The organism is Paenibacillus sp. B-A-8 (assembly GCF_048572915.1).
Classification (GTDB): domain Bacteria; phylum Bacillota; class Bacilli; order Paenibacillales; family Paenibacillaceae; genus Paenibacillus_AQ.
Map to the genome: position 1 here is coordinate 4,639,728 of NZ_CP183882.1, position 13,256 is coordinate 4,652,983.

A 13,256-nucleotide genomic window follows, 5' to 3' on the forward strand; every position below is an offset into this window, starting at 1 on the left:
AGAGGCTAAACATAATATTTAAAGCTCTCTCATGCGAGAAATAGTTCCTTCGTTTTTCCTTTGCAATGCAACCATCTCCATGGTATTCTATTGAAAATAAGTGAAACGTGCAGACGGGACCAGTAAGAATGAGTCTAACCGCGCCTAGAGAGTAAATTCCGACAGGCTGAAAGAATTTACCGCGGTTTTCGTTCCGAATCCTACCCCCGAGCGGCCTGTGCTAAACAGGACGGATCCTCCCGTTACGAGAATGAAGTCGGATGATCCCTCATCAATGAAGGTGGTACCGCGGAAGTTAATAGCTTTCGTCCTTTGCTAAGTCTAAGGATGGGGGCTTTTTGTCGTTTTTAGGATCTATAAAATACTAAGGAAGTGAACAGAAATGACGACACGAATCGTAGTCAAAATAGGCAGCAGCTCGCTGACTGGAACAGAGGGCGGTTTAAATCGCGAAGCCGTCTCCTTCTTCGCTTCAGAGATTGCCGAATTGAAGAGAAACGGCTGCGAGGTGTTATTGGTAACCTCCGGTGCTGTAGCTGCAGGCTTTCGCAGTATCGGTTACCCAACACGTCCAAAGCTACTGCATGAGAAGCAAGCAGCGGCAGCTGTAGGCCAAGTGCTGCTCATGCAGGCATATCAAGAAGCTTTTGCTGAGCATGGAATCACCACAGCACAAATTTTACTAACCCGTACCGACTTTTGTAGTCGCAGAGCCATGAATAACGCTATGATGACGGTAGATGAGCTGCTTCGCCAAGGAGCGGTGCCTGTATTTAACGAGAATGACACCGTCTCCGTAGATGAGTTGAAATTCGGCGATAACGATACTTTATCTGCGCTCGTAGCCAACCTGCTGAAAGCCAGCAGATTGCTCGTCTTAACCGACATGGATGGCTTATACAGCGGAGATCCGCGGAAACATCCCGACGCTGTTCGCTATCAGTTCGTTGATGATATTACGCCAGAGATTTATGCTATTGCCGGTGGAGCCGGCTCTAGTGTGGGAACGGGTGGTATGCGTTCAAAAATCGATGCTGCCAAGATTGCCACACGAGGTGGTGTACCTGTCTTTGTTGGAAGAGCTACCGAGCCTGGAGATTTACAACTCGCAGCGTCAGGAACGGGTCGAGGTACTTATTTTGCAACCAAGTTATCTTCCTTGCCTGTTAAAAAGCAATGGCTTGGCTTCATGTCCACCCCACTCGGCTCCCTTTACATTGACGAAGGAGCCGTTGAAGCGCTGCTCCATGGCGGTCATAGTCTGCTGCCTGTCGGCGTCAAACATGTAGAAGGCAATTTTCATGCAGGTGATGTTGTAGAGGTCCTTGGACCTGACTCCAAATTGCTGGGACGCGGGATTGTGAATTACGATGACGCCCAGCTGCGCAGTATTCAAGGCTTACCAAGCCGTCAGATTGTTCCGAAGCTGGGAGAAGTACACCGGCTAGAGGTCATTCACCGTGACGAATGGATTACTTTAAGGTAAGGAATCTTGTCCATACAAAATTTAAGGAGGAATCGTCATGAGTGAGGTTGTCAATAAAACAAAATTAGCCAAGGAAACCACTGGAGTATTAGCTAGTCTAACAACCGGTCAAAAAAATGAAGCTCTCTTAGCGATGGCAGAAGCGCTACGCCGTGAAGCTCCAGCCATTATTGCTGCCAACAAGGAAGATTTGGAACGCGGGCACCTAAGCGGCACTCCTGAGTCTATGCTTGATCGACTAGCCTTAGATGTAGGCCGAATAAACAGTATCGCTGAAGGACTTCAACAAATCGCTGTATTACCTGATCCGATTGGTGACACGCTAGAAACCATTGAGCGTCCAAATGGTCTGGGCATCCAGAAACTCCGTGTTCCACTCGGTGTCATCGGGATCATCTATGAAGCACGCCCAAACGTAACTGTTGATGCTGCTGGTCTGTGTCTTAAGACGGGTAACGCTGTTGTGCTGCGCGGTGGCTCCTCCGCTCTGTCCTCTAACCGAAAAATTGTCGAGGTGCTTCACCAAGCGCTAGCAGGGACTTCAATGCCGAAAAATGCACTTCAGCTGATCGAGGATCCCAACCGTTCCTCCGTTGATGAAATGCTTAAGCTCAACGGACTACTTGATGTAATTATCCCCCGTGGAGGTAGTTCTCTGATTCAAAATGTTGTGCTTAACGCAACCGTGCCCGTTATTGAAACAGGTGCAGGCATCTGCCATACTTATCTCGACGCAAGCGCCTTGCCAGAAATGGCACAGAACATTAGCTTGAATGCCAAAGCACAACGCCCTTCGGTCTGCAATGCTATGGAGACGCTGCTCGTTCATCGGGATTTCGCAAAAGAGTATTTGCTTTCATTAGCCGAAGCTTTCCGTGAGGTTAAGGTTGAATTGAGAGGCTGTCAGGAAACAATATTTTATGTCCCATGGGCATTACCTGCAACATTAGAGGACTATGCTACAGAATATAACGATTATATCTTGAATATCAAAATCGTCAGCGATTTAGATGAAGCTATGCAGCATATCGCCCAGTATGGAACGAAGCACTCGGAATGTATCGTAACAGAAGATCCGGATAACGCTTCACGCTTCTTACAGGAAGTAGATGCTGCAGCTGTTTACCACAATGCTTCCACCCGCTTCACAGACGGCTTTGAATTTGGATTTGGTGCAGAGATCGGCATTAGTACACAGAAACTCCATGCTCGTGGACCAATGGGTCTACCTGCCCTTACTTCAACCAAATATAAGATTTATGGAACAGGTCAAATACGAGGCTAGTGTCCACGTATCTGTTTTCAATTACACCACTTTAGGAGGATTTTAGCCATGTGTCAGCAACCTTCCATTCCACTAATGAATCATAATATTGTATTTTATGGCGCTGGCTCCATGGCAGAAGCCATCGTTCGCGGGATGATTAGCCGCAGTATCGTGAAATCCGATAATGTTATTATGCTTAACCGCAGCAGTAGTGAACGTCTGGCAGAGCTAAGAAGTCGTTACGGCGTAATCGGTACAAATGATCCTGAACAAAAAACAGATTATCTACGGAACTCACCAGTAATTGTGTTAGCAATGAAGCCAAAAGATGCTGCCGAAGCGCTACGCGGACTAAGTCCTCTTCTTTCTCCAGATCAGATCATAGTTTCTGTAATCGCTGGGCTGTCCATTCGAACGATGCAAGGTCTGCTTGGTAAAGAGCAACCCATCGTCCGCACAATGCCGAATACTTCTAGTTCTATTGGTCTTGGTGCCACCGGCATTGCCTTTTCCAAGGAAGTAGATGAGAAAGGTCGACGCCTTGCACTCAACATCTTTGAAGCTGTCGGACTTACAACAGTCATAGACGAAGAACGCATGGAAACCTTGACGGGCATTTCCGGCAGTGGACCTGCCTATATTTATTATATGATGGAGGCAATGATCGCTGCTGGTATACGAGGCGGACTGCCGCTTGATCAAAGCACGCAGTTAACCGTTCAAACGGTTCTAGGTGCTGCCAGAATGGTACAGCAAACGGGTGAAGATCCAGCTGCACTTCGCAAGAAGGTCACTTCCCCGAATGGTTCTACACAAGCAGCAATAGAAGTACTAGAGCAAGGAGAATTCTTTGAAACTGTCATTGCAGCAGTAAATCGATGTGCCGAACGTTCCCGTGAAATGGGCGCTGCGCTTGAGAAAGAGCTGCATTCCTAACTAAAAAGATCGCTCCCAGACCACATTGGTCAGGAAGCGATCTTTTTTCAAATTAAAACTTAGATTAACTGGTCACAACATTTCCATAAGTATCTCGAACAATCACTTTAACATTAGCCGGAGCCCCAACAGTCACGTCCAGTGTGTTCCGAGAATTATCGAATAGCAGGGCTCTAGGAGTTTCCCCTAAAATGATGTATAACGTATTCCCAACATGCTTAGTTTGAAGCAGCTGCTGCTCTTGTGCTTCTTGTAGCTTTCCTTTATTTGAAAAATAACTTCCAAATACATTTAGCTCGTTTCCACCCGTTTGATCCACTTTAATCCCATAAGGCTCGGCAGCTTGAATAATGATGGTACTAACGCCATCTGGAACGGCTCCTTTCCAATCTGGCAATGCGTAACTTTCTTGCACAGCTGAAACGGTACGGCGAAATTCCTGTGTTAATCCTAAAGAACTAAATGCTGCAAAAACTAGACAACATACTGCTATAAAACCAACGAACAGAACACTTAGCACGTCATAATACATTTTTCCTTTTCCACGAAACCATAAAGTGTATATTACAATTTCTAAGCCTAATAATATAAAAATAATCGGCCACCAAGCTAACGTCGTCTCGAACACCTCCGCGCCTCTCCACTGCGAGACCATAATTAGTGCTCCCAGAAATAAAAGACTCAGTCCCATCGACAACGTTCCTACACGCCAGCGCCTTGTTTTATCTTCCGTGACTGGACGCTCATTTGGAACAATGACTCCCTGCTGTATTTCTATCGGATTATTCAAGAGTGACCACCCGTCCCTTTTCTTCCTTTATTATTTTTACTTCCCGCCATCAGCTTCAAACCACCGCCAATCAATAGCACGGATACAATAATGGTCCTGAAATATTCATTGACTCTATACTCCAAACGCCATTCAGGAAATCTGATATCAAGTGCGGGAACTGCGACATTCACTACAATGTAATACAGCCCTAGACACATCAGAGCCGCTCCAAGCCATCCTTGATGATTTAAAAATCCTTCTATGACTGGCTTATCCTGTAAAGGCTCACGTCCATGTCGGCTGACAAGCTGTAAGCCATCGAACAAACTGTAAAACCAAATGACTGGAATGAGGAAGAATAGCAGCGTTAAACGCAGTAGGTCCATGACATAAATACTCCCGAGGAATAGTAACATGAGCTGTAATCCTCTTTTTTGCAGCCCTAGATACATTTGTCCGGCACCCGGAAAAGCAGAAAGCAGTGTAGCCAAAACTTTGCTACGGCGCCCCTCCTCACGACCAGCCTCCATCTCTTCGAATAAGGTACGATCTACCATTTCTTCTCCAGCTTGCTTGCGATGGATTAACTGAACCGCATCAAACATACAATATAACCAAATCACTGGTAATACGCCAAACAGGAGAAGGAAAACATCACTTGACGTAATCCCTGCCAGGAATAACATCACGGTCATGAAACCGAAGAAAGAAATAAGGAAAGACAATCCTCGCTGCATCAACCCCATATGAAAATGACCCAATCCTGGAATGAACGATAATAAAATTACATGTACACGCTCATTATCGTCTGTCTTAACGGGCATTGAAGAATAATCAAAATTCGATCCATCTGGAGTCATTACCGGAGTAGGCATCTGCAGCATTTTAACCACCAGATGCACCATCGAAACCGTCCCGATGAGCAGGAACCCCATCACACCCATTATTAGAATATCCTCGGCACCTTCAGCCACAGCTATTAAGAACGACATAAATAAGATGCCAAAGCTTAACAGAAGATAAGCAATTCCCTGTGGACGTTTTCCCATATAATAATGACCTGCTCCAGGAATCAAATTAAGAAAAAAAGCTTTTAATTTACTACGCTGCTGTTGCATGTTTCATTTCTCCTCTCATCACTTTCTGCTGCCCATTAGCTGATCCAACCATCCGCTAGTTGCCTGTATGACTTGCTCGCTAAATGATAGGGAATTATCTTTTTTAGGGATCATTAGCTCCATTTGACCTGTGTGCAGCTTATCAAACATACCTGATGACATAATCAACAGTGTAAGTGACGCGGCAACAGCATAATGAAAGATTGTCTTTTCGTACCAGCGATATCGCCGCCCCCCCTGTTCAACTGTCACTTGATCCAATGCTGCTGAAGATTCGGTCATTTTTGCCCAATCAGCCATAACTCTCTCTGTAAAAACAGACGAATTCTCCAATGAAGGCAGATCCTCCTGTAGCTCATCCAGCATTTCCATATAGGAAGTAAACGTTTCTTCATCTTCCAACAGCAATCGTTCCCAATCTTCTCTGATCGTTTCTTCCATGTGACCTTCAACATACGCTTTTGCTTGTTCACGTTGGTTTGGATCTTCTCCACGCTTCATCATAGCCATTCGTCCTCCTTCCAATGGTTTCGAATCCATTGTCTCGCCCTATATAATCTGGATTCTACTGTCTTCAGTGAAATTCCCTGCTCTGCAGCAATCTGATCATATTTTTTATGTTCCAGATAATAAGCCACCATAATTCCACGATGAGTTTCTGGCAGGCTATTAATTTCACTGAGCAGCCGATCCATCCGATCACGGCGTACAACACCTGACAACACATCCTCCTCGTTGGAAGCGGTCTGGCTTAGTACAAGCTCATAGTCAACAGGCAGTTCCCTAAGTCGATCACGCTTACGCTTAGCATCGATTGCCTTATTTAAGGCGATCCGTGTAATCCATGATTTCAAGCCTTGAAAACGGTAGTCAGGGAGAGATTTGTACATTTGTAAAAAAGCTTCCTGAGCAGCATCTTCCGCCATCTTGGCATCGCGTAATACAGAATAAGTAATTTTGTAAATTTGCTGACTGTATGTATTTACAAATTGGCGGAACGCATCTTCGTCACCTTGGCAAATCTGCCGAATTAATACCTCTTCTTCAATGACTCTCCCCTCCTTCCCACAGCAATAGACGCCATCGATTACAACTACCCCTGCATTTTTTTATAAAAATAATAAAAAAACCGCACTGACTTTAGCGATGGGCTAAAGCAATGCGGTTCTCTCCTGAGCAAGCTATCTTCCGCCATTGCGGAATTTTTGCGTATAGTTCTTAACATCCTGAGCGTTCTTGACCCGGTTGCGGGCCCATTCCAGCAATATTCGATCAATATAACGGAAATGAACCTTTCCTGCAAATACAGATTCCTTCAGTGCTAACAGAATCAGCTCCTCGGGATACCGGTCTTGATCAACCCAACTAGATATCGTCTCACATTCCATTGGAGATAGCGGACGTCCGAATTCCTTTTCGAAAATACTGAACAGATTTCGGCTTTCCTCTTCAGCTCCAAGTTGAGAAGGAGATGAGGGGGGCTTTCCGCCGAATCCACCCCCTGAAGCAGCCCGCGGTGCCGAAGTTGCATAGCCCCCTGCGTGCTTATCTTGCTCATGCTCATGCTCTTGCATAACTGTCGCTAGATAAGCACCAAGCTTTCCGTATAACCCTGAGAAGTTGTAGCGTTCATAATGGATGTCTCTTAGTTCATCGTTGTCTCCATCGATACTAATGAAACCTTCCTTCATAAGCTTCTGCAATTCTCCTGCTAGAACAGATATGCTACGGCCTGTTACGACCTGAAGCTCCTCAAGCGAAGGGAAGTCAATCCCTTCCACCTGCCTGAAAGAAAGCAGATGGATCAGCAGCATGGCCTCACTTCCGCTTAAATTCAGCTTCCGGTAATACTTCAGTAATGCATAAGGTATGACGGCCATTCCGTTCTCCAGACCGAAGGAGACGCCTTCGCCCCAGGTACTCCATCCTTTGCCGTCCATGAACGTCCCCCTTCAAATATAAGAACTTATGGGTAGAGACGGTACAGTGTACGTGGGAATGGAATAGTCTCACGTACATGATCAAGACCACAGATCCAAGCTACAGTACGCTCAAGTCCAAGTCCAAAACCAGAGTGAGGTACAGATCCGTAAGTACGCAGATCCATGTACCACTTGTAAGAGTCCATCGAAAGATTATGCTCTTTGTAACGCTCTTCAAGCAGTGCAGGATCGTCGATCCGCTGTGAGCCACCAATAATCTCTCCGTAGCCTTCTGGAGCGATCATATCCGCACACAGCACGACTTCTGGACGATTTGGATCCGGCTTCATGTAGAACGCTTTGAAAGAAGTAGGGTAATGAGTAATAAATACAGGTTTATCGTATGCTTCTGCGATTGCTGTTTCATGAGGTGCACCGAAATCATCACCCCAAGCAATATCTTCAAAGCCTTTATCGTTTAAGAACTTGATTGCATCGTCATAAGTAATCCGTGGGAATGGCGCTTTGATATTCTCCAGTTTGGAAATATCGCGACCTACTGCTTCCAACTCCGTACGGCAATTCTTCAAGACGGATTGCACAACGAAGCTAATAAACTCTTCTTGTACCTTCAAGCTTTCTTCGTGATCTGTAAAGGCCATTTCTGGCTCGATCATCCAGAACTCGATTAAGTGGCGACGAGTCTTGGATTTCTCTGCACGGAAAGTTGGTCCAAAGGAATATACACGGCCCAGTGCCATTGCAGCAGCTTCCATGTACAACTGTCCGCTTTGGGTCAGATAGGCATCCTCATCGAAGTACTTCGTGTGGAACAAGTTAGTAGTTCCCTCTGCCGACGTTGGTGTCAGAATCGGAGGATCTACCTTTGTAAATCCACTCTCGTTAAAGAACTGTTGGATTGCGCGAATAATTTCCGCACGAATTACCAGAACAGCACGCTGCTTCGAGGCACGAAGCCAGAGATGACGGTGATCCATCAAGAAATCTACGCCATGCTCTTTCGGAGTAATAGGATAATTTTCTGTAAGATGCAGGACTTCAATTCCAGTTACAGTCATTTCAAACCCGGACTGACTGCGAGGCTCCTCGCGAATAATTCCGGTCACATACAAAGAGCTCTCCTGCGTGAGGCTCTTAGCAGCATCCCATACCTCTTCAGGTACTTCTGATTTCACTACAACTCCCTGAATATAACCTGTACCATCGCGAAGCTGCAGGAACTGAATTTTACCACTGGAGCGCTTGTTGTTTACCCAACAACCGATAACAACGCTCTCTCCAACATGTTCATTCACGTTCTTGATTACACTCTTGTTAGCCATGCCTTCAATCTCTCCTCTAATTTAGCCGTTAATTCCTTGCACAATACGGTGTGTATCGCGTGCAATGACAAGTTCTTCGTTTGTCGGAACTACTAGCACTTGTACCTTGGAATCTACCGTAGAGATACGACGTGGATCGCCGGAACGAACTTTGTTAGCTTCAGCATCCAACTCAATACCCAGGAAAGTAAGGTTATTTAGCAGTTTCTCACGAAGCAATGAAGCATTTTCACCAACACCGGCAGTAAATACGATCGCATCTACACCGTTCATGGCAGCCGTATATGAACCGATATACTTGCGCAAGCGGTACTCATACATTTCAAAAGCTAGCGTGGAATTAGGCTCACCTTTTTCCATACCCTCAATAATATCACGCATGTCACTGCTTACGCCCGAAATTGCTAAGAGACCACTATGTTTATTCAACATGGAGTTCACTTCACCTACAGACAATTCTTCCTTGTTCATTACGTAAGGAACAATTGCTGGGTCAAGGTCACCACTGCGTGTACCCATCATCAAACCTTCCAGAGGTGTCATACCCATCGAAGTATCCACGGACACTCCGCCCTGAACTGCAGTTACACTACCGCCGTTACCGATATGACAAGTAATGATCTTCAGATCTTCCAGCGGACGCTCCAAGTACTCCGCAGCAGCCTTGCTTACGAAGTCATGTGATGTACCGTGTGCGCCGTAACGACGAACTTTATATTTATTGTACAGTACTCTAGGAATAGCGTACATATAAGCTTTCTCAGGCATCGTTTGGTGGAAGGCTGTATCGAATACAACGACCTGCGGTACACCCGGCATATTTACTTCAGAAGCCGTAATCCCCATCATTGCTGCTGGGTTATGCAGTGGTGCAAGGTCAAACAATTGACGAATTTTCGTTTTTGCGTCAGCATCCACAAGTGCGGAGGCTTTGAAGAATTCACCACCATGCACTACGCGATGACCTACAGCATCAATTTCTTTAATGGATTCAATTACACCATGCTCCTTGTCTGTAAGACAAGCAAGGACTTTACGAATCGCAGTATTATGTTCCAGGATTTCGCTTACTTCTGTCACTTCCGCTTTGCCAGTCGGTTTATGGTTCAGAATAGAGGAGTCCATTCCAATACGTTCAACCAAACCTTTAGCCAAAACCGATTCATCGTTCATGTTATAGAGCTGATATTTCAAAGAAGAACTACCTGAGTTAATAACTAGAATATTCATACACGGTCACCATCCTTGTCGTACTTGAAGAAGCCTTCTCCTGATTTCATACCCAGTTGTCCTGCACGTACCATCTTCTTGAGAATTGTAGAAGGGCGGTATTTCAACTCACCGTATTCACGGAACATATTTTCAAGCGCAGCAAGAACCGAATCCAAGCCGAATCTGTCAGCCATTTCAAGCGGTCCATATTGGAATTGATAACCGATACGCATAGCATCGTCAATATCCTGTGCGGAGGCAACGCCCTCTTGCAACACATGCATAGCTTCATTGATAAACAAGCAAATGAGGCGTGATGTTACAAATCCTGGGGATTCATAAATCATTACACCTTTTTTCTCAACAATCTCATCAACAAAGGATTTTGTGTCTTCAAAAGTAGCATCTGAAGTTTTCAGACCGCGTACGATTTCAACAAGATCCACTTTAGCAACAGGATATATGAAATGCATTCCGATCACGCGTTCCGGATACATTGTAGAACTTGCAAGTTCAGTCAAGCTAAGTGTTGACGTATTGCTGGCAAGAATAATGTGATTTGGACATACTTGATCCAATTGATTTAGAATCTTTTTCTTTTCTTCCAAATCCTCAACAATGGTTTCGATGACCATATCACAAGAGCTGAGCTCTGCGAAATGTGTCACTTTTTGAATGCGGCTAAGAATCAGCTTCTTTTCTGCTTGAGTGATCGCCCATTTCTCCAATTGCTTATCTAGACTTGTCTCGATCATTTCGTAAGAGTAGTCCAGTTTTTCTGCGGTTTTCTCCACCAGCAATACATCCAGGCCTTTGGCTGCTAACATTTCAGCAATACCTTGTCCCATTGTGCCACCGCCGATGACACCTATTTTTTTGAAATTCATAAAAAAGTCTCCATCCTTTCAGGTATCTATACTTTTGTATTGTACCTTGTCTGTCGCAAAAATTTATAAAGCCCGACATATAATGATATCTTAGCATGCCTGAAAAGTAAAAAAAAATAACCAGCATAAAAATTTATGCTGGTAAAAGGACGCTGTCACGAAATTGACATCGAAATTGCTCTCCAGAGAGTACTTCTTCCTTCATTAAAATGTCAAGAGAGTAATCAAATACATTTCGTTGCTTTTCAAGGTGCTCACGAGTGCGCGTCATCAGTTCATCCAATATCTTACTATTTTCCTTCATAAGCTCTTCAGTGGTAACCATTTCCAGCTTAGCAATCCCCAGCGAAGTTAATCCTGACTTCATCATCGTTTCCACAATATTCAGCGCCTGATCGAAATCAGCGCGTGAACCTGTGCTTCGTCCGCCATAATACATTTCTTCAGCCGCCGCTCCACCAAGTGCAATCATAATCTGATCTTCCAAATAATCTTTGGTGTACAAATACTGCTCTTGCTGAGGATTGTGCCGTACATATCCAAGGGCTTGCCCACGCGGAGTCAGTGTAACCTGACTAACGCTTCCTGGACGAAGGAGCTCTGCCATGATGGCATGTCCCAATTCATGAATAGCGACCCTCTTTTTCTCTTCGTGATTGGTTTCTCGATCCGTTTTTTCACCCATCATTACCTTGTCAATCGCCATCGACAGATGCCGTTGCTCAACTTCCGTCAAGTCCTCACGCATCATATAAATCGCAGCCTCATTCATGACACTTTCCAGCTGAGCACCGGAGAAGCCATAGGCTTCTTCAGCAATTTTGTCGAGGCTTACTTCTGGATGAAGAGGTTTATTCTTCGCATGCAATTCGAGAATCGATTTACGGCCCTTCTTGTCAGGCATGTCCACTTGAATATGACGGTCGAACCGTCCAGGACGTAGCAATGCCGAATCAAGCATCTCTTTCCGGTTTGTTGCAGCTACCAGCAGAATTCGCGGTGTTTCGTTATTATAAATACCGTCCATCTCAGTCAACAGCTGATTCAAGGTTTGATCATATTCACGCTGCTGCCCGCCTTCACGTTTACCGCCAATTACGTCAATTTCATCAATGAAAATAATGGCACTCTGCTTGTTCTCCTTAACAGCGCGGCTACGGGCATCCTTGAACAAATCACGAATCCGGCCGGCCCCGACACCCACATACATTTCAACAAATTCACTACCTGATGCAGCTACGAATACAGAGTTTGTATAATGTGCAGCCGCTCTGGCCATAAGGGTCTTACCTGTTCCTGGAGGACCAGTGAGCAGAATCCCTTTTAAGGGACGAATCCCAAATTTGCTGATTTCCTCATGACGGATCAAAAAATCGAGTGCTTCACGAAGCTCTTGCTTCGCATTGTCTTGCCCGCCAATTTCTTCAAAAGTTAGCTTTGAAGGTCCTTCCTTCTTGCGTTTTTTCCCAGCACCAGCATTCACCGTAAGCCCGCCGCGCAAATGAGCAATTATAAGAAGTGCAGTAAGCATTCCAGCTGCTATAACAATTGGGAATATATTTATACCTAAAAAAGCCATGAAAATAAACAGTACAGGAATAAATCCGAGTAAAATTTCTTTAAGATACTTAGGCATTATTCCATACCCCCAAGGTCGCAGGTTTTCGCGGCAAAATAATAAATTTACTTTCTTTTCCATTGCTTAAACTAACATACACATTGTTGTCGTCGATTTCAGTAGATGCTATCACATCTTTATATTCCGAATGTTGCTCTTTTAATCTATCAAGTTCAGTAGGTATAAGAGTATATTTACGGCTCTCCATCGCTTCAGCTACAGAGAACAACGCTTTATCCCAGTAATCATCTAATAATTCATTTGAATTTTGATCCACATCGAGTTTAAGTTTACGTCCTTCAATCACTGACTTTCCTTCTTTGGATACATACGATACTAGATCACGTAAATTCGTGCCCGGCTGCAAATCAAGTTTCAAAGTGACCTCATCGCGGTTAATACTAATATGTGAATTATTTACTCCCTCATAACCGGATACAATCTTTTGGAGCGGTTCCTGTAAAGCAAACTGACGATATAAAAAGAATCCTCCGAACAATAGAGTAGCCGACAGTAGAGACGTTATCAGTACAGGTACAAGACGTAATTTCAAGAAACGTCCTCCTCTCAAAGATGACAAAATGTAAACAGAATGATCAATAAATCAAAGCTGTTAAGCGCTCATCAGAGCCTAACGTTCTCTTAATACTGTTCTAATTACAAACAGTAGTATATCACATGTGTATATACGAAAA

The 13,256-nt window shown here is 44.6% G+C and carries 13 protein-coding genes; 3 read left to right on the forward strand and 10 right to left on the reverse strand.

What is annotated here, in order from left to right; genetic code table 11:
- The first annotated feature begins 382 nt into the window (after positions 1–382).
- From proB to proC, 3 genes are read left to right on the forward strand one after another with little or no spacing between them, the layout of a single operon-like run.
- The gene (gene proB, locus ACN6MV_RS20820) at positions 383–1,486 is read left to right on the forward strand and encodes a glutamate 5-kinase (RefSeq protein WP_042129472.1); all 1,104 of its coding nucleotides are present in this window, start codon (positions 383–385) and stop codon (positions 1,484–1,486) included.
- A 37-nt stretch (positions 1,487–1,523) separates the two neighbouring features.
- Entirely contained in the window at positions 1,524–2,771 is a 1,248-nt protein-coding gene (locus tag ACN6MV_RS20825; RefSeq protein WP_419884750.1) for a glutamate-5-semialdehyde dehydrogenase, read from the forward strand.
- A gap of 48 nt (positions 2,772–2,819) precedes the next feature.
- Positions 2,820–3,689, forward strand: a complete 870-nt coding sequence (gene proC / locus ACN6MV_RS20830; protein ID WP_042129476.1) for a pyrroline-5-carboxylate reductase — start codon at positions 2,820–2,822, stop codon at positions 3,687–3,689.
- 64 nt (positions 3,690–3,753) lie between these two features.
- On the opposite strand, the gene ACN6MV_RS20835 is transcribed toward proC, so the two are convergent.
- The 10 genes from ACN6MV_RS20835 to ACN6MV_RS20880 form a co-directional block, all read right to left on the reverse strand.
- On the reverse strand, positions 3,754–4,479 hold the full coding sequence (locus ACN6MV_RS20835) for a hypothetical protein (protein WP_419884751.1): 726 nt from the start codon (positions 4,477–4,479) through the stop codon (positions 3,754–3,756).
- Positions 4,476–5,579 carry a hypothetical protein gene (locus tag ACN6MV_RS20840; RefSeq protein WP_375103436.1) on the reverse strand — a complete coding sequence of 368 codons (1,104 nt, stop codon included), beginning with the start codon at positions 5,577–5,579 and terminating at the stop codon, positions 4,476–4,478. Before ACN6MV_RS20840 ends, ACN6MV_RS20835 begins: the two co-directional genes overlap by 4 nt.
- A gap of 18 nt (positions 5,580–5,597) precedes the next feature.
- Positions 5,598–6,083 carry a hypothetical protein gene (locus ACN6MV_RS20845; protein ID WP_419884752.1) on the reverse strand — a complete coding sequence of 162 codons (486 nt, stop codon included), beginning with the start codon at positions 6,081–6,083 and terminating at the stop codon, positions 5,598–5,600.
- Positions 6,080–6,667: a sigma-70 family RNA polymerase sigma factor gene (locus ACN6MV_RS20850; protein WP_197069815.1), complete on the reverse strand. Its 588-nt coding sequence runs from the start codon at positions 6,665–6,667 to the stop codon at positions 6,080–6,082. The genes ACN6MV_RS20845 and ACN6MV_RS20850 overlap by 4 nt, the downstream gene beginning before the upstream one ends.
- 93 nt (positions 6,668–6,760) lie before the next feature.
- On the reverse strand, positions 6,761–7,519 hold the full coding sequence (locus ACN6MV_RS20855; protein ID WP_419884753.1) for a DnaD domain protein: 759 nt from the start codon (positions 7,517–7,519) through the stop codon (positions 6,761–6,763).
- Between the two features lie 26 nt (positions 7,520–7,545).
- Positions 7,546–8,844 (reverse strand): asparagine--tRNA ligase, encoded by a 1,299-nt coding sequence (gene asnS, locus ACN6MV_RS20860; protein ID WP_419884754.1) that lies wholly within the window; start codon positions 8,842–8,844, stop codon positions 7,546–7,548.
- Between the two features lie 21 nt (positions 8,845–8,865).
- On the reverse strand, positions 8,866–10,074 hold the full coding sequence (locus tag ACN6MV_RS20865; RefSeq protein WP_042129486.1) for an acetate/propionate family kinase: 1,209 nt from the start codon (positions 10,072–10,074) through the stop codon (positions 8,866–8,868).
- Positions 10,071–10,943, reverse strand: coding sequence for a 3-hydroxyacyl-CoA dehydrogenase family protein (locus tag ACN6MV_RS20870; protein ID WP_042129488.1), 873 nt, complete (start codon positions 10,941–10,943; stop codon positions 10,071–10,073). Before ACN6MV_RS20870 ends, ACN6MV_RS20865 begins: the two co-directional genes overlap by 4 nt.
- Before the next feature lie 133 nt (positions 10,944–11,076).
- Positions 11,077–12,579, reverse strand: a complete 1,503-nt coding sequence (locus ACN6MV_RS20875; RefSeq protein ID WP_419884755.1) for an AAA family ATPase — start codon at positions 12,577–12,579, stop codon at positions 11,077–11,079.
- Positions 12,572–13,114: a hypothetical protein gene (locus tag ACN6MV_RS20880; protein ID WP_375103439.1), complete on the reverse strand. Its 543-nt coding sequence runs from the start codon at positions 13,112–13,114 to the stop codon at positions 12,572–12,574. Before ACN6MV_RS20880 ends, ACN6MV_RS20875 begins: the two co-directional genes overlap by 8 nt.
- Between the last annotated feature and the right edge of the window lie 142 nt (positions 13,115–13,256).